This window comes from Cohnella sp. CFH 77786, from assembly GCF_019400745.1.
Classification (GTDB): Bacteria; Bacillota; Bacilli; order Paenibacillales; family Paenibacillaceae; genus Cohnella.
The window spans coordinates 529097-546077 of record NZ_WJIB01000001.1; the positions used below are offsets into that span (position 1 = coordinate 529097).

19 protein-coding genes are annotated in these 16981 nt (G+C 60.2%); 6 read left to right on the forward strand and 13 right to left on the reverse strand.

What is annotated here, in order from left to right:
* Positions 1 to 53: 53 nt before the first annotated feature.
* Both lepA and GE107_RS02490 read right to left on the reverse strand, forming a co-directional pair.
* Entirely contained in the window at positions 54 to 1871 is a 1818-nt protein-coding gene (gene lepA / locus GE107_RS02485; RefSeq protein WP_219637872.1) for a translation elongation factor 4, read from the reverse strand.
* A gap of 89 nt (positions 1872 to 1960) precedes the next feature.
* Positions 1961 to 3895 (reverse strand): endonuclease MutS2, encoded by a 1935-nt coding sequence (locus GE107_RS02490; RefSeq protein WP_219637873.1) that lies wholly within the window; start codon positions 3893 to 3895, stop codon positions 1961 to 1963.
* 436 nt (positions 3896 to 4331) lie between these two features.
* On the opposite strand from GE107_RS02490, the gene GE107_RS02495 reads away from it, so the two are divergent.
* Genes GE107_RS02495 through GE107_RS02510 form a run of 4 tightly spaced genes read left to right on the forward strand, consistent with a single transcriptional unit; the run spans position 4332 to position 7560 of the window.
* Positions 4332 to 4751 carry a GntR family transcriptional regulator gene (locus tag GE107_RS02495; protein WP_219637874.1) on the forward strand — a complete coding sequence of 140 codons (420 nt, stop codon included), beginning with the start codon at positions 4332 to 4334 and terminating at the stop codon, positions 4749 to 4751.
* Positions 4748 to 5437, forward strand: a complete 690-nt coding sequence (locus GE107_RS02500; RefSeq protein WP_219637875.1) for an ABC transporter ATP-binding protein — start codon at positions 4748 to 4750, stop codon at positions 5435 to 5437. The genes GE107_RS02495 and GE107_RS02500 overlap by 4 nt, the downstream gene beginning before the upstream one ends.
* A complete protein-coding gene (locus GE107_RS02505) occupies positions 5434 to 6273 on the forward strand; it encodes a hypothetical protein (RefSeq protein WP_219637876.1) in 840 nt (279 codons plus the stop codon). Before GE107_RS02500 ends, GE107_RS02505 begins: the two co-directional genes overlap by 4 nt.
* Positions 6274 to 6285: 12 nt before the next feature.
* Positions 6286 to 7560, forward strand: a complete 1275-nt coding sequence (locus GE107_RS02510) for a hypothetical protein (protein ID WP_219637877.1) — start codon at positions 6286 to 6288, stop codon at positions 7558 to 7560.
* 120 nt (positions 7561 to 7680) lie between these two features.
* Here GE107_RS02510 and GE107_RS02515 read toward each other — a convergent pair whose 3' ends face one another.
* The 9 genes from GE107_RS02515 to GE107_RS02555 form a co-directional block, all read right to left on the reverse strand.
* Positions 7681 to 8067 carry a YqxA family protein gene (locus GE107_RS02515; protein WP_219637878.1) on the reverse strand — a complete coding sequence of 129 codons (387 nt, stop codon included), beginning with the start codon at positions 8065 to 8067 and terminating at the stop codon, positions 7681 to 7683.
* Positions 8068 to 8093: 26 nt separating this feature from the next.
* Positions 8094 to 9353, reverse strand: coding sequence for a stage II sporulation protein P (locus GE107_RS02520; protein WP_219637879.1), 1260 nt, complete (start codon positions 9351 to 9353; stop codon positions 8094 to 8096).
* A 427-nt stretch (positions 9354 to 9780) separates the two neighbouring features.
* On the reverse strand, positions 9781 to 10233 hold the full coding sequence (locus GE107_RS02525) for a (2Fe-2S)-binding protein (protein ID WP_219637880.1): 453 nt from the start codon (positions 10231 to 10233) through the stop codon (positions 9781 to 9783).
* A gap of 6 nt (positions 10234 to 10239) precedes the next feature.
* Positions 10240 to 10476, reverse strand: coding sequence for a hypothetical protein (locus GE107_RS02530; protein WP_219637881.1), 237 nt, complete (start codon positions 10474 to 10476; stop codon positions 10240 to 10242).
* A gap of 30 nt (positions 10477 to 10506) precedes the next feature.
* Positions 10507 to 10740 (reverse strand): spore germination protein, encoded by a 234-nt coding sequence (locus GE107_RS02535; RefSeq protein ID WP_219637882.1) that lies wholly within the window; start codon positions 10738 to 10740, stop codon positions 10507 to 10509.
* Between the two features lie 15 nt (positions 10741 to 10755).
* Positions 10756 to 11004, reverse strand: a complete 249-nt coding sequence (locus GE107_RS02540; RefSeq protein ID WP_219637883.1) for a hypothetical protein — start codon at positions 11002 to 11004, stop codon at positions 10756 to 10758.
* A 24-nt stretch (positions 11005 to 11028) separates the two neighbouring features.
* Positions 11029 to 11259, reverse strand: coding sequence for a hypothetical protein (locus GE107_RS02545; protein WP_219637884.1), 231 nt, complete (start codon positions 11257 to 11259; stop codon positions 11029 to 11031).
* A gap of 84 nt (positions 11260 to 11343) precedes the next feature.
* Positions 11344 to 12177 (reverse strand): FAD binding domain-containing protein, encoded by an 834-nt coding sequence (locus GE107_RS02550; RefSeq protein WP_219637885.1) that lies wholly within the window; start codon positions 12175 to 12177, stop codon positions 11344 to 11346.
* Positions 12174 to 14498 (reverse strand): xanthine dehydrogenase family protein molybdopterin-binding subunit, encoded by a 2325-nt coding sequence (locus GE107_RS02555; protein ID WP_219637886.1) that lies wholly within the window; start codon positions 14496 to 14498, stop codon positions 12174 to 12176. The genes GE107_RS02550 and GE107_RS02555 overlap by 4 nt, the downstream gene beginning before the upstream one ends.
* Positions 14499 to 14650: 152 nt before the next feature.
* Here GE107_RS02555 and GE107_RS02560 point away from each other — a divergent pair, with 152 nt between their 5' ends.
* Both GE107_RS02560 and GE107_RS02565 read left to right on the forward strand, forming a co-directional pair.
* Positions 14651 to 15121, forward strand: coding sequence for an Hsp20/alpha crystallin family protein (locus tag GE107_RS02560; RefSeq protein WP_219637887.1), 471 nt, complete (start codon positions 14651 to 14653; stop codon positions 15119 to 15121).
* 19 nt (positions 15122 to 15140) lie between these two features.
* Positions 15141 to 15569 carry a spore germination protein GerPC gene (locus GE107_RS02565; RefSeq protein ID WP_219637888.1) on the forward strand — a complete coding sequence of 143 codons (429 nt, stop codon included), beginning with the start codon at positions 15141 to 15143 and terminating at the stop codon, positions 15567 to 15569.
* A 54-nt stretch (positions 15570 to 15623) separates the two neighbouring features.
* Here the strand turns inward: GE107_RS02565 and GE107_RS02570 are convergent, their stop codons facing one another.
* Together GE107_RS02570 and GE107_RS02575 are read right to left on the reverse strand one after the other, a co-directional pair.
* Positions 15624 to 16085 (reverse strand): Hsp20/alpha crystallin family protein, encoded by a 462-nt coding sequence (locus GE107_RS02570; protein WP_219637889.1) that lies wholly within the window; start codon positions 16083 to 16085, stop codon positions 15624 to 15626.
* Positions 16086 to 16150: 65 nt separating this feature from the next.
* Positions 16151 to 16894, reverse strand: coding sequence for a polysaccharide deacetylase family protein (locus GE107_RS02575; protein ID WP_219637890.1), 744 nt, complete (start codon positions 16892 to 16894; stop codon positions 16151 to 16153).
* Positions 16895 to 16981: the final 87 nt, after the last annotated feature.

The following is a 16981-nucleotide window of genomic DNA, read 5'->3' on the forward strand; positions in this document are numbered from 1 at the left end:
CGTTATTTCGGCCCATTGCCGTTCTAGTTCTCGCGCCGTTATTTCTCCGCGAATCAGTCCTCGTCCAGCTTCAGCACGGCCATGAACGCTTCCTGCGGCACTTCCACGCTGCCGACCTGCTTCATCCGCTTCTTGCCTTCCTTTTGCTTCTCGAGCAGCTTCCGTTTCCGGGTGATATCGCCGCCGTAGCACTTGGCCAGCACGTTTTTGCGCATCGCCTTGATCGTTTCGCGGCTGATGATTTTCTGCCCGATGGCGGCCTGGATCGGCACCTCGAACATTTGGCGCGGAATCAGGTCCTTCAGCTTCTCGCAAATGACCCTCCCCCGCTGGTAAGCCCGGTCCCGGTGCACGATGAACGACAGCGCGTCCACCTTCTCGCCGTTGAGCAGGATGTCCATTTTCACCAGATTCGAAGCCCGGTAGCCGGACAGCTCGTAATCGAAGGAAGCGTACCCTTTGGTGCTCGATTTGAGCTGGTCGAAAAAGTCGTACACGATTTCCGCCAGCGGAATGTCGTATTTCAGCGTGACGCGGTTGGCGTCCAGGTACTGCATGTCGATGAACTCGCCGCGTTTGCCCTGGCACAGCTCCATGATCGCCCCGACGTAATCGTTGGGCACGATAACCGACGCTTTGACGTAGGGCTCCTCGACTTGGTCGATTTTGCCTTGCTCGGGGTATTCGGACGGATTCGAAATGTCCAGCGTCTCGCCGCTCGTCAGCGTGACCTTGTATATTACGCTGGGCGCGGTCGTGATCAGGGGGATGTTGAATTCCCGCTCGATCCGCTCCTGGATGATCTCCATATGGAGCATGCCGAGGAAGCCGCAGCGGAAACCGAAGCCGAGCGCCTGCGACGTCTCCGGCTCGAACCGCAGGGAAGCGTCGTTCAGCTCCAGCTTCTCCAGCGCGTCGCGCAGGTCGTTGTAGTCCGTCGAATCGATCGGATACAAGCCGCAGAACACCATCGGATTGATCCGGCGGTAACCCGGAAGCGGCTCCGTGGTCGGGTTCTTGGCGTCGGTGATCGTGTCGCCGACCCGCGTGTCCTTCACGTTCTTGATCGAGGCGGTGACGTAGCCGACGTCGCCCGGCCCGAGCTCGTCCACGGGCGTCGCGCGGGGACGGAACGTCCCGACTTCGACGACGTCGAAGGCCGCGCCGGTACCCATGAACTTGATGCGCGTGCCTTGCTTGATCGTTCCGTCGATGACGCGGATGAAGCAGATGACGCCTTTGTAGGCATCGTAGTACGAATCGAAAATGAGCGCCTTGAGCGGCGCGTTCCGGTCGCCTTGCGGAGCCGGGATTTTCTTGACGGCCTGCTCCAGTATTTCCTTAATGCCGATTCCGTTTTTCGCGGAAGCCAAGACGGCGTCGCTGGCGTCGAGGCCGATCACGTCCTCCACTTCCTGCTTCACGCGCTCGGGCTCGGCGCTCGGCAAGTCGATCTTATTGATGACCGGCAAAATTTCCAGGTTGTTGTCCAGAGCGAGATACACGTTCGCCAGCGTCTGGGCTTCGATGCCCTGGGCGGCGTCGACGACGAGCAGCGCGCCTTCGCAGGCGGCCAGGCTCCGGGAGACTTCGTACGTGAAGTCGACGTGGCCCGGCGTGTCGATCAGGTGCAGCGTATACGTCTCCCCGTCGTCGGCCTTGTATTGCAGCCGGACGGCCTGCAGCTTGATCGTGATTCCGCGCTCCCGCTCCAGGTCCATGGAGTCGAGCACCTGGTCCTGCATTTCGCGGGACGTCAAGGCGCCGGTATATTCCAAAATGCGGTCGGCCAGCGTCGATTTGCCGTGGTCGATATGCGCGATAATGCAAAAATTGCGAATATGGCTCTGTTTCACTTGATCTTCTGCCATCGTTTTCGAGTACCTCCAAGCGGTCACTTGCGGATGAGCGCATCACTTCATTATAGCAAGGGACCGCTGGAGCGGCAATCCGGCCTTCGTCAGTCCTCCGGCGGCTGCTCGATCGTCATCCCGGGCACATGCCGCTTGCCCATCTGCTTCCGCTTCTTGCGGTTTTCCACGGTATCGAACACGATGTCCATGTCGTAATCCTCGCCGGGATACAGCTTCTCCCGCTCGATATAACGGCGGATCCGTTTATGGTTGATCGTGATCTTCTCCTTCTGGATTTGCACGACCGCGTTGCCCCGCTCGTCCGGGAGCCGGTACAGGACGCCGGTCCGGCGCAGATGGGGGATGAACACGACATCGCCGACCTCGAACGGCGGCTGCTCCGCGGCTTCCGGCGCCGCCTTCTCCCGCCTGCCCTCGAACCGCTTCGCTTCCGGCTTCGGAACTTCCGGCTTAGCGGCCGGAATCTGCGCGGCCGGCGCAGACGCGCCGCCTTGCTTCAGGCTGCCGGCAATGACGCGCGCGCGCTCGACGATGGCGGGCGAGATGCCGAGCTTGGCCGCGATCACGAAGGCGTAACTGTTTCCCGCTTCTCCCATGTCCAGCCGGTACAGCGGCTGCAGCGTCTCCTCGTCGAATGCCATGCGCGCGTTGCGGAATCCGGGCGTCACCCGGGCGTACTCCTTGATCTCATTGAAATGCGTCGTAGCGAGCACGACGGATCCGCGCCGGAACAACTCCTCCAGCACGGCGATGGACAAGCCGACGCCTTCTCCCGGGTCGGTTCCGGTCGCGAGTTCGTCCATCAGCACGAGCGTGCCCGCGTCCGCCACGCTTAGAATATCAATGACGTTGCGCATATGGGCGGAGAACGTGCTGAGAGAAGCGTCCATGCTCTGGTCGTCCCCGATATCCGCTTCGACCGCCCGGAACGCCGCCAGGGTACTGCCCTCGCCGGCCGGAACGAGCAGGCCGGACTGCGCCATCAGCGTCAGCAGGCCTACCGTTTTCAGGGAAACGGTCTTGCCTCCCGTATTCGGTCCCGTAATGAGAAGCGAACGGTACTCGCCGCCGACTTCGATGTCCAGCGGCACCGGCTTGCCGGCGAGGAACGGATGCCGTGCCTGCCGGAGCCGGATGACGCCCTCCCCGTTCATCGGCACCGCCGCAGCGCCGATCGCCATCGCCCACCTGGCCTTGGCCAGCAGGAAATCGTAGTGTCCTGCCGCCTCCACGTTGACCGCAAGCTCATGGGCGTAAGATTCCGCGACCCCGGTGAGCTCCGCCAGCACCTGCGTTTCTTCCCGGGTTTCCTCCGTTCGCAGCATCGACAGCTCCATCTGCAGGCCGGCCACCTCGGACGGCTCGACGAAGACGGTCTGGCCGCTCGACGATTCATCCAGCACGACGCCGGAAATCCGTTTGCGCAGTTCCTTCTTCACCGGCAGCACGTAACGCCCGTTCCGCTGGCTGACCAGCCGCTCCTGCAGGATGTCCGCGTGCCGGGAAAGCAGCCCGTCCAGCTTCTTCTGCAGACGTTCGTCCGCGACCCGAATCTTCTTCCGGATCTTGTGCAGCTCGTTGCTGGCGGAATCGAGAATCCTGCCCCTGTCGATGCACAACTCGATCGCTTCCTTCAGCCGGGACAGGTCGTACATCGAAGCGGCGTAACCCGCGACGGCGGGCGCCTCCGCGCCCTTGGAAGCCATGTACTGCCGCAGCTGCCCGCAGCTCCGCGCGAATTGGGCGAGACAGCCGAAATCCGTCTCCGACAGCACGTACCCGGTGCCGAGCAGCGCCATCACGCTCTCCATCCCTTCCAGCGAAGGCAGCGGCGGATGGCCGCCTTTGCTCATCAGCAGGCGCGCTTCTTCCGTTTCCTGCAATCTCCGTTCGATCACGCGCAAATCCGTCAGCGGGCGAAGCTCTTCCGCAAGCTTGCGCCCGGCATACGTAGCGGTATAACCGACGACGGTGTCCACGACGCGGCGGTATTCCAATTTATTCAACGAATGGGTTCTCAAAGGGGATTCCTCCATCGATATCGGGTGATGTTGACGCAAAAAAGCCGTGCCCGAATGAGCACGGCCGATCTTCCTTATCGAACGCTTACGTTCGTCAGGTCGGTCTTCCGGTTCTGTTCTGGCCATTCCCACGCTTCCCGGAGGTACGACGAACAGAACCGGCGCATCCTGCGCGGCTGCCCTGTCTACCCGTGTAAGAAGCCGTATGGAGTTGATCAGATCAGAACCAATACCAACATCAAAATTTCCCCTGTCGAATGGATTGCTTTTATCATATGCGAGCGGAGCCCGGGGCGTCAAGATTCGATTCGCAAGATGCAGACCCGCGATGAAGACGTCAAGAAACCGTTGACAAGATCCATGTACTATGCGCATAATACAACCATTGTGTATGAACCACTTAGTACACACACTCACCGGAGGTGAATCACTACGCATGAACGATTCTGGCGAATCGTCAACGTCCGTCCCAGCCTTTAACAACCGGGACCCGGTTTATTTGCAGGTCGTCCGGCATTTCAAGGTGGACATCGCGACGGGCAAGCTCAAGGCCGGGCAAACGATCCCCTCCCGCCGGGAGTTGGCCGCGCGTATGAACATCAATCCCAACACCGCCCAGAAAGCATATAAGGAAATGGAGGACCAAGGTTTGATCGTGACCGAAGGAAACGCCCCCAGCAAAGTGACGTCAGACGAGCGCGTTCTCGGCGCCGTCAAGGACGAGCTCGTCGCGGAATCGGTAGCCGCGTTCGTCGCTTCCGTCCGCGGAATCGGGTTGCCGTCGGAGGATTTGCTCCGGATCGTCAAACGGGCTTACGAAGCCGTAATGTCGGGAGATAAGGAGGGGCAGCCATGATCGAAGCGGTAAGGGCCACGAAGAAATTCGGGAGGAAAACCGTGCTGCGAAACCTCTCCATGACAGCCGAGAAAGGACAGATCACCTGCCTGATCGGCATCAACGGGGCCGGGAAGTCGACGCTGCTCAAAGCCATCATGGGCCTGACCCCCTTAAGCGGTGGCCAGATCCGGATCGACGGGGCGCCGATCGGCAAAGCCGTCTACGAGAAAGTCGCGTTCGTGCCGGACACGCTCCCCATGCCGCCTTCCATGACCGTGGCGGACAGTCTCCAATTCATGGGCGATTATTATTCCAACTGGAATGCCAAACGCGCTTCGGACCTGCTCGTCTTCTTTCGTTTGAACGTATCCGACCGGATCTCCTCATTGTCCAAAGGCAACGCGGCCAAGCTGAACCTGCTGCACGGCTTGTCGCTGGACACCGACTACGTGTTGATGGACGAACCTTTCTCGGGCATCGACCTGTTCAGCCGGGAGCAGATCGCGTCCGTTTTCACGAGCGATTTGATCGAGGGCCGCGGCGTCATTCTGACCACGCACGAGATCGGAGAGATCGAGCATCTGATCGACAAAGCGGTGCTGCTGGACCAGGGCGAAGTGCGGCGGGAATTCATGTGCGAGGAAATGAGGATGGCGGAAGGCAAATCCGTGATCGACGTCATGAGGGAGGTGTACCGGGCATGAACCGTTACTTGAAGCTGGTCGTCATGGAGCTGCACCGATTTTGGAAAATTTACGCCGCGCTCATGCTCCTCACGTTCCTCTCGCAATTCGGGGGATTGTTCCTGACTCTGAGAAGCTACCTGACCGAAGTCAAAGGCCGGATGTACGCGGAGTCCTTATACGATTATGCGGCTTATGCGGAGAAACACGGCCCGGAAAGCTTCTACACCATGACGAGCAGGATGGAACCATGGTTCACGGCTCCCGTACTCCTCTGCATCGCCGCCCTGCTGTTCTATGTGTTTATGATCTGGTACCGCGATTGGTTCGGCAAAAACCCGTTCGTTTACCGGATGCTCATGCTGCCGACGTCACGGATGAACCTGTACTGGGCAAAGCTGACGGCCATCATGGTGTTCGTTCTCGGCTTGGTGGGCTGGCAATTGGTCCTCTTTCCGCTGCACATGGCGCTGTACCGGAGCATGCTGCCCGCGGAGCTGGCCGTGACGCAATCCGTGGAATCGTTCATCCATCATCATTCCGTCTTCCAAACACTCATTCCGCAAACCTTCACGGAGTTCGTTCTCTATTACGGTGCGGGTCTCATGACGGTCACCGTCCTGTTCACCTCCGTCCTGATCGAGAGGAGCTACCGGTTCAAGGGAATTGCCGGAGGCTTGGTCTACGCCGCGGCCTCGCTTTTCGCGATGCTTGCCCCCCAGTTGGTCAACGACGGCATCGGCTTCGAACTGTACCCGTGGGAGACGTTCCTGCTGCTGGTCGTCATCGGCGCGGTGTTGCTCGCGCTGTCCCTGGGGATCAGCCGATACTTGCTCATTCGCAAAATTACGGTGTAAGGAGGAGCTTCCTTGAAACGAAAACGATATTGGGCATCGGGCCTTCTTGCAGCATTCATCATTCTCTCTATTGGAATCTACTATATACAGGCTGCCTCCTCCCATTTGCCCCAGTTCCGGTTAGCCGCTCTGGAAGGCAACGAAGCCGAAGCGGAAGGCCTCGTTCTGTCCGCGTATTACAATCACGATGCATTGGGCGAACAGGCGGAAATCACAGCCTCGGGAACGCGGTACGAAAGCGAGCGCCCGTTCCTGGATCGCGTTGGAGATCTGGAGGGATGGATGGGGAGCGTTCAGCCCATCGGCCGGCTGACCCTCCAATATCCGAGATTCATGCGAGGACGCGCTTTCGCGGAATACCTGGATGACGAAGCCTGGGTCATCCGGGCCGAACTTGAGCCGGAATACGGAGTCGATCTCTTGAAACCGAGCTATCGGTTTCGGATCGATATGCTCGACAAAAAGACCGGCAAAAGCCGCTCCTTCCGGGCGGATCTCCCGGAATCGAAATTCGACAGCAAAAGTATCATCGACTTGCAGCGATTCGGAACCACAATCAAAGCGGCTGTTCAATACGAAGTCATCGGGATGGACGGCCGGCGCCGCGAATCCGAGATCCGGATCTACGATATCGATCTGAATGAAGAAAAAATCACGGGCAGCGCCAAAGTCGACTTCGGAACCTCGGCGGGGGATGGACGGGAAATCCGGATCTTCAGGGTCTTCGAATACCACTGGACGAAGCCGAGCGACAGTCTGGCGCTTGAGGTATCCGTCATGGACGTTTCGGATTTGGAAAGCAAAGACGGAACCTCGGGCGGCATCGCAAACCAAAACGCAACGGCGGTCCGACAACCGGTCATGGCGGAGCATCGGTTGGTGATTTACCATTACGGAACGGGAGAAGTCAAGCAGACTTCGCTGCCCCTCTCCTTGCCGGACGCAAGCCAGAATCTATTTCGCACCGGGCCCGTCGTCCTCTGGACCCGAAGCGACGGCCAAGCGCTTGATCTCAAGGGCTACCGCGCTTCCGACGCAGCGCTCGCGTTCGAGAAGAAGCTAACGGCGCGCGTACTCGGAGCGGAATCGATCGGCCAAACGGCCATTGGACCTGACAGGCTTTATCTGGCGCTCACCGCGTCCGGCACGCCGGAGGTCGCCGCCGTCGATCCGGCGGACGGGCACCTCGCATTCCGCGGCGCCGTCACGATCGACGGGGTCGATGAAAATGAGAAGAAGCGCTTGCTGTCCAGCATCGGGGTCTCGTCGATTTCCGTCCGCAGCTAGCTTGCCGCAATCGAAGCAGGACCAAGCGCAATTTCAAGGGCTTGTTCCCCTTAGGTTCCAGAAATGATCCCCGAAAGGACAAGGGACGCATTGCCAAGCGCACGGAAGTGACGGGCTCCTCTAGGAGCCTGTCACTTTGTCGAATAGAGAAACGACGAACTTGATGCCGCCGCTCGAGAGGCTGTGCAGCGCTTCGGCCGTCGCTGCCGACACGCGGTCGACCAACGGCTTGCTGTCGTTGCGGGGGATGGCGAGGTCCGCGTCCTCCCTCACCCCATCTTGTACGGTATGATTTTGCGAGGAGTGGCCGCGGCCGGAATTGCGGGGCGGCAGCGTCCAAACGTCCCCCTCCGCGTCCGGTTGGTCCGTGCTCTGCACGGTCGCCTCCGGCGGGTCCATCGGCCCGTACACCCGCTTCATGCCGCTCGAGGACAGCTCCATGCCGTACAGAACGGCAAACCCCACGATCCCGGCCAGCAGAAGCAATTTCAGCGAATCCTTCGCCATTTTCCTTCCCCCTTGATCGTGTATCGTCAACTTTTGCCGGTTCCGCCGGCGGCGGCTTTGCCGTCCACCTTCTCGGCATCCTGGCTCTCCCAATACAGATCCGCGATCGCTTCCGCCAGCACGTCGGCGGTCCGGTAGCATTCCTCCAGCGTATTCTCGATCCCGCCGATCTCGATCAGCACGCTGTCCGGGGAAATCGACTGGTTGTATTCCCCGTTCCCGTTCGCCGCGGTTTTCCCCCAGATGCCGCGCGACAGGCCGGGATAGTTCTTCTCCAGCCTCTCGTGGATCCGGCTGGCGAATTGCTCGTTTTCTTTCCAGTTCGGGTTACGGTGCCCGATGATGAAATAAACCTGGGCGTAATCGACCCCGCGGATCGTCGCCGTCGTTTTGCCGCGGCGCTGGGAATCCCGGTGAATGTCGAAGAAATATTTGAGGTTCTTGTTGCCGGCCAGCGCCTGGCGGACGGTTTGCAGCGAATATTTGTAGGACAAATTCCAGTTGTAAGCCTTGACGGAGGACGCATAGTCCTTCGAAGACTGGGAGGCGCCTACGCCCCTTGCTTCGAGCTGCCGGGCCAGCCGCTGGCCGACGAGCGTGACGTTGATTTTGTCGTCGTTCGGATCCTTCGTGCCCGGCTTCAGCTCCGGCAGCCAGGATTCCCGGTTGTGGCTGTGGTAGATGAACACCACCTTGTCGCTGCCCGTATCGTGCTGAACCGATGACGGAGTGCGGGGCGACGACGCCGAAGGCTCCGAAGGCGCAGGCTCGGACTCCGGCTCCGGATCCCGCCCGGGATCGCCGGAAGACGGAGCGGCTTGTCCTCCGCCGTGTTCCTCCTCAATCGGACCGAGGTCTTCCGGGGCTTCGTCCCCGCCGCCCGATCCAGGACGAAGAAGAACGGACCGGTCCGGGTTCATGCCCGGCATTTCGCGCGCGAGCAGGCTCTTGGGATCGTTCGGGTTCAAGTCGGTCAGAAACCGCACCAGAAACGCCGCCAGCTTGCCGGTCTGAAAGGGGGACGTCCCCGGGTCCCCGGTCATATGGGGCAGCTCCATGCCGAGAAGCGATTCGAAGAAACGCCCGGACACGGAAGCCGCGAAGCCCTTCATCGATTGGACGGGCGAGACGGCAAACGATTTCTGCAGCATCCCGGCCAATCCGAGCATGACGAATACCGCCATGGAGCATAGGCTGAGGACGAAATAGGCGCGGCCGGTAGAGAGAACTTTCCGGAAACGAAGCTGGGCATGCTGCCAGGAGATCCGGAACGGGGTACGATTCATGTCTCCTCCTCCTGTCCGGTCCCACCGGGGGGGGGGGGGGGACGGCTCTCTGTGCGTACAGGTATTGAATCATATGAGAATAGCAAATCGGTTAGAACAAAGGTCGAAAGTTTTATAGAGTCCGCGACAGGCCGAAAGCAAAATAAACGACCTCGTCGTCCTCCTGAAGCAAGAGTTCCCGCTAAGAGCTTTCATACAATTCGTCTTCTCATTCCGAACTTTGTTAGGGGCACTAAGCGCTGAAATGCATTTATTCTAAGCCAAAACTTCATTTTTCCGACGAAACGGGCTCTGCTAATTGCATTAGGGCTTTTATTCATCGAATTCTATTGCAAATAACAAATAATAACTGCATTTTGGCCCTAGTCGTTTTGTGCGAAATGGGTCAGCCGCAGAAAAAAAGGGACGAAGCGGCTGGAAATCCCGCTTAGTCCCGTTTTCCGTTCATGACGGAAGCCACCGCTTCCCGAATTTCCGCATAGCCCGTGCAGCGGCAGATGTTGGACTGCAGCCAATCCCGAACGGTCGTTTCGTCGGCATCCGGATGGTGCTGCGCCAGCGCGTGGATGTTCATGATGAAGCCCGGCGTGCAGTAGCCGCACTGGAAGGCGAAACGCTCCACGAAGGCGCGCTGGACGGGCGAATCCTTCAAGCCTTCGATCGTGACGACCGCGCGGCCCGCCGCTTCGATCGCCAGCATCAGGCAGGATTTCATCGGCATGCCGTCCACGATCACCGTGCACGTTCCGCAATCGCCGTTCCGGCAGCCGGGTTTGGCTCCGGTTAGGCCCAAACGGTCCCTTAGCGTATCCAGGAGCAAGTCCGCCGGCCGGACATGGACGGTCCGGCGTTCTCCGTTCACTTCGAGTTCGAGCTCCATCCGGCATCACACCAAACTGTTCTTGGCCGCGTTGCTGTCGACCAAATCCGGATCCAGCGAAATCGACAACGGGAGATTGGCCGGCGACAAATCTCCGTTCAGCTCGCCGAAGCCCTGGTTGCGCTTGTAGGACACGAATTGATCGATCACCTGCAGCGGCCCGGCATTCACGACGGACGAGTTGTCGATCGAATTGACCTTGAATCCGAGCAAGTTGATCGCCGTCGGCGTAAAGAAAACCATGACTTCCTCTCCCTTCCCGTGCGGGATCGATTAAAAGAAACTGTTCTTGACGGAGGAACTGTCGATCCCATCCATGTCCCAAACCCGGGAGAACGGCAAATAATTCGGAGACAGGTCCCCGTTATGCTCCCCGCTGCCTTGGTTCCGCTTGTACGACACGTACTGATCCGCATGCTGACTCGGCCCCAGGTTCACGACCGACGAATGATCCATCGTGTTGATTTTGAGGCCGAGCACCGTAACCGCAACCGGCGCGAAATTCACGTTCCCCCTCCTACCTCAAGGCAAGGCGACCCGATCCGATTCGAACGAAGAAGCGGAATCGATCTGATCCCGGTCGTCGACAAGGCTCTTCGTTCCGAAAAACGCGCTGCCGTCTCCCATATTCTGGCCAAGCCCCATGTTCTTCTTGTCGGAGTTGTGCCACTCGGCGAGCAGATTTTGGCCTACGTTGATGGCGGAAGCATTTTCGAACGAATTCACTTTAATCGTTTGGATATTGATGATGAAGCATGGCGGGTTCGGCATGTTCATCTCCCCTTCGGGCGGCTGCTACACCCGGTTGATTTTCGCTCTGACCGCATCAGCGAGGTCGTCGTCCAATACCATGTGAACCGTGGCGCAACGCAGGACGCCGTCGGCAAATTGCTGCCCGAAACCTTGGTTCTTCTTGGCGTTGACGTTCCGGTTGGTTTTCACGGTCGTCCCGAAGGAAACGCCGCTCTGGTGGCCGACATTGTTGATCTTTATGCTTCCGATCCGCACTTCCGCGGGTACGAACATGCGGTTCAGCCCTCCTTCCGCAGGGATGCGTGTCTTACAGCTTACTCCGGCGATTTCCGGAATATGAACGCGAAGTCAGGAAGTTTAACGGCCGTCCCAGGCCGTCAGCGTTTCCAGAAGGATTTGTTTGGCCACGAATTCGCGGTAGGGCGCCGAACCTTTGATGTCGTCAAGGACGGGGGCCGGCCACATCGCCGCGGCACGGTCGACCCGTTCCGCAGGCGGCAGATCGGTCCGGTTCAGCAGCTGCTCGACGGCCGCCGAACGGAATGGAAATGCGCACAGCCCGCTGAAGGCCGCGCGAATGCCGGAAGGGGCCTTCAGCGCGGCGATCGTGACGAGCGGATAATCGATGGCGGATGCCTTGCGCCGCTTGACGGTCACGTATGGCATCCTCGCATATTCCGCACCGGTCCGCATTTGCACCAGAAACTCTCCTCCGGCAAGCTGCAGGGCACGGTTGAACGCCTGGCTCATCGGAACCCGGCGGATCCCCGCCGGACCGGCGATCACGGCCTCGCCGTCGGCGAGGAGCAGCGGCAGCGCGGCCTCCTTGTAGATGAACCGGCTGCATACGTTCCCGCCGAGCGTGATTTTGTTTCGGGACGTTCGGTCCGCGACGCCCGCCCCCGTCTCCCCCAAGAGCGGAAACACCCGGGCATCATGCAGCTCGGACAGCGTCAGCGCGGAGCCGAACGTCAACGTGTTCCCGCTAGCCGCCAGCGCCCGGCACTCCGGTATGCGCTTGATGTCGATCATCGCTTCGGTGTAAGCCAGGTTTAACCTGCCGAGCGTGATGACTTCCGTTCCGCCCGAGAAAAACAGAGGCTTCTTCCCCAGCGAGTCCAATTGCCGATAGAGGGAAACGGCCTCGCCTACGGACCCGGGCGCATAATAATCGAAATCGAATCCGATCACGGCCGCTCCCCCATTCTCGCCCGCCAAACGGTTTCCGGGAACAGCGGCAGCCGGTTAAGCCGAGTTCCGGCCGCCCGGGACAGCGCGTCCGCCAGAGCGGCCGGCATGCCGATCAACCCATGCTCCCCCAGCGCCCGGGCTCCGAAAGGCGCATCCAGACATGGATTCTCCACGAATTCCACGACATACTCGGGATTCTCCCCGTAACGGATCAACGGATAGTCCCGAAGCGACGGATTCAAAATCGCGCCCAGCTCGTTAAACAGAAACGTTTCCCGGCTCGCGAAGCTGAGCCCCATGGACATCGCGCCCATCACTTGGCCGAGCGCCCCCTTCAGGTTCAGCACTTTGCCCGCGTCGATAACGGAAACCGCCTTGACGATCCGATACGTGCAATCCCTCGTGTCCATTTCGATTTCGACCGCCTGCGCGCCGACGTTCCATTCGGGTCCCGGCGTGCCCTCGCCCGTTTCCGGGTTCATCACGCTCATCCTGCGCTGCGTGTAAGTCCCCCTCCCGATGATCTGCCCTCCGATCGTGTTGCCGTTCGGAAACCGATACCCGTAACAAATGTCCTTCACCGGAAGGTAAACGTTCGGATCGGCGCGCACATAGACCTTCTCGCCTCCGATCGCCAATTCGTCCGTCGGGGCGCGAAGCACGCACGCCGCAATGTCCAGCAGCTGCCGGATCGCATCGTCCGCCGCCCGCAGCACCGCCCTCCCGGCCATGAACGTGCCGCGGCTGGCGACCGTTTTCCAATGCTCCGGCGTGATTTGCGTATCGATGAGGAGCTTGACATGAATCCGGTCCGTGCTCATGCCCATTCTCTCCGCCAGCATTTGAGCGAGAACGGTTTTCGTGCCCGTGCCGATTTCCACGACGCCGGTTTCCAAGTTCAGGCTGCCGTCCGTGTTGAAGGTAACGATGGCGCCAGAGCTGGCGTCCGGATCGATCGAGGAGTTTTTCCAGAAGCAGCTGATGCCCATGGCCCGAACGCGGTGAGCATCCACCTGCCGGACCGTGCCTCCGTCCCATCCGGAAAGCGCGCGCATCCGGTGCAGACACGTCCGTAAATCGCCCAGGTTGCTCGGGGTGAGCAAATCCCGGGTCGGCGCCGTGTCGCCCGGGATGGCGGCATTCCGGAGTCGCAGCTCCCACGGATCCATCCGCAGCTTATCTGCCAAGGCGTCCATCGCGCGCTCGACGGCGAATGTCAGCTCGGCGTGCCCGTAGCCCCGGAATGCCGCCGCGAAGGGATGATTCGTGTACAAGGTGAGGCAATCGCACCAAACATGTTCGATCCCGTATGGGCCGGAGCAGTCCGCGGCCGCAGCTCTCGCCACGTCGCTCGATTTGTCGTCGTACGCGCCTCCGTCGAAATGCAAACGGATATAGGCGGCTTGAATCCGCCCTTCCCGGTCGCTCCCGAGCGTCACCGACGCTTCCAGTCCGATATGGACGGGAGAGGAAGCCATATCTTCCTCCCGCGTGTTTACTAGGATGACTTTGCGGCCTTGGACCGCCTGAGATGCCAAGTACGCGATCAGCTCCAGCTGAACCGCCGTTTTGCCGCCGTACGCTCCCCCGACGAGCGGCGTCCGGACGACGATCTGACCGGAAGGCAAACCAAAATACTTCGCGAGGTATCGTTTGACCGTAAACGGGGCCTGCGTCGAGGACTCGATCACCACCCGGCCGTCCGGCAGGATCTCCGCCGTCGCGCATCGGGTTTCCATGGCCGCATGATCGGAAGGCGCGAACGACACGGCGTTCTCCGCCACGACCTCGCACGCCCGCAAGGCGGACTCGGCATCGCCCTTCCGAACGCGGATGACGCTGGCGATATTGGTGCCCGGGACGGACACGACGCCTGCGCCTTTCTCGTATTGTCCCAGCCTTTCGTGCAGGATCGGCGCGTTCCGGCGGAGCGCTTCTGCCGGTGTCTGCACGACCGGAAGCGGCTCGTAGCGCACGCGAACGCGATCCGCGGCACGCTTCGCCTGGACCTCGGTATCCGCCACGACCACCGCGACGATTTCGCCGTAATACCGGACTCTGTCCCGCGCGATGATCGGGCGGTCGCGGATTTCTTCTCCGACCAGCACGCTGGACAATGTGCCGGTCAGAACCGACCTCACGCCCGGCATGCCGGCCGCGGCGGACGTGTCGATGTCCGCGATGCGGGCATGGGCATAAGGACTGACCGCAAGCCGCGCATACAGCAAACGGGAGTCCGATTGGTCGGCCGTGTAACGCGCGGCCCCCGTCACTTTATCGTTCGACTCTTTCTTCGGTACGCTTTGGCCGATCTCCGTCAATCCGCCTCATCTCCACGTTCGGATCGTTAGCCTCCATTTACCATTTTATGGACCGTACAATCCGGTTATGACCGATTGACGCGAGGCATGAACGGCCTTGTACACAAATAGGATGGAATACGGCGTCGATATGGACAACGGGGTGTTGCCTCATGAATCCCGACAAAATCAACAAATGGCTGGAGCTCGCCAAAAACTTAACCGGCAACGATTTTTGGTCCGATATGTTCGAGCAGCCCCGCCCGCAGCAGCCGGCCGGTCCGGCCGTTCCCGAAGGCGGGAGTATTCCGAACGGAGGGTCCTGGCGTTTTCCCGCGGCGGACGTGCTCGCCTCCGACCGCGAAATCGTCGTGCTGATCGATTTGCCGGGCGTGGAGAAGGAAGACATCCAGCTGGCCGTCGGTGACGAAACGTTGTACGTCAAGGGAGAAGCCAAGCCGCTTTTTCCCGGTTACTCGCCGGTTTCCGCGGAGCGGTTCACGGGGAGCTTCGAGCGGCCCATCGGCTTGCCGGCGCGAATCGACGGACAGGCATCCCAGATCCGGGCTTCGTTCCATCAAGGCACGCTGATCGTGCGGATCCCGGTGGCCGCGGCCTGGAAAAAAACGATCTCGATCGACTGAACCGCGAGGTGTTCCATCCATGTCTATGCTGCGTCGAATCTTCGGGCGGAGGAGCGTCCCGCTCCCGCCCCAGCCCCGGCCCCCAGCTCCGGCTCCATCCCCCGTCCATGAGGAGCTCGTCAGGCGTCTTGACGGCATCGAGCGCCAGCTCGCCCGGCTTGCCGAGGAACGGACCGCCAGGCCGCCGGTCGTGATCGAACATGCCGATAAAGTCGTCATCGAGAAATTGGCGTACAGCAACCATTTCGATACGCTCTCGATCGAGACCTTGACGGGGAGACTGAACATCGGCGTGAACTACCAGGGCGTTGCGCCGCCGGACGAGCTGCTTCCGGTCGGAAATCCGAAACCGCAATTCCCGGCCAAGCCGGCACAGCCTCCCCCGAACGCGGACGGACCGTCATACCGGATCCGCGCCCGCAACCAAAAGGACCGCCCGCCCGAATAGCCGACGCTATCCGGAAGGGAGGTCCTGTTTCGTTCCCGTATCGCAGCCCTTCGCCTACTTTCCCCCCTGGCGGATGAAGATTTCGCGGAATGGCTCGCCGCCCTCGATCCTGGGCAATCGGATTTCCAAAACTCCGTCCTTCCAGCCCGCGATCGCGCGGCCCGCATTCACGTCGGAAGGCAGCGCGACTTCCTCGGTGCGGCCTTGGCACTCGATCTTCAGCCTGCTTCGATTTCCCCAGATCCGGACATCCCGGGACGTCAGCCCGTCCGGCACCCGGCAGCGAACGAACACGGAGCGATGGGTTTCGAAGATTTCGCAGTCGAGGGACGAAGAAGCGAAGGGCCGGAAACCCGATTCGAACGGCGACGACTTCGGCATGAACGTTTGGATCGCCTTGCTGACGAATTTTTCGATGTTCCTCGGATGCAGCTCGCCTCCGACATAAGGAATTTGCTTCAGGAGGTTTTGTTGGAATTCGCGCCAGTTCCCAGCCGGATGCCGCCGGTCGTTCATCTGCTTCCACCGCCTTCTCAATACGCCTATACCCATTATTATGCGAAAGGCGTCCGGAATGAACATCATCCGCCGCAATCCCGCAGCCATCCCCGGAACTCTTCCATCGGCATGCCGCTTGTCACGAGAATCCGATGCAGCGTGAACCGGCCTTGGGACGGATCCGCGCAGCCCGTTTCTCCGGTGACCGCGAACCGATATCCGGCAAGCCGGACGGCTTCCTCGGTTTCCGCATCGTATGCGCCATACGGGTACGCAAGCGCAACCGGCCGATGACCCAGCTGCCGGACGATTTCGCGGCGCGATTCGATCAGCTCCCGTCGTTTGCCGCCGGCATCGAGCCGGGTTAGATTCGGGTGCGAGACCGTATGCGATTCGGCGCGCACGACTCCGGACGCCTCCATTTCCCGCAATTGCCCCCAAGTCAGATACCCCGGTTTTCCGATTTCGCCCGTAATGGAGAATACGGTCGTTTTCATGCCCGTTCGGCGCAAAATCGGGTAAGCCGCCGCGTAATTGTCCGCATAACCGTCATCCAAGGTAATAAGCACGGGCTTTGCGGGCAACGGGCGGCCTTTCTCCCAACCTGACAAATCGGAAAAGAACAGCGGATGGAAACCCTTCGACCGCAAGTACTCCATTTGTTCTTCGAACCGGGAAGGGCCGAGTTTCAAGGGATTGCCTGTGTCCTCGGAGACCGAATGGTACAGCAGAATCGGCACCGGACGCGCCGCGAGATCCCGTGCAGACCCGCGGTACCCCGGCGCAAGCAAAAGAAGGGCGAATAAAATCCGGCTCAGCTTTTTCATGGGACATAGGGTACCCGCGGCGGCCGCGGATCATGAGAGTAGATTTCCGAAAATGCGGAAGATTAGACGTGATCAATCGTAGAAGGA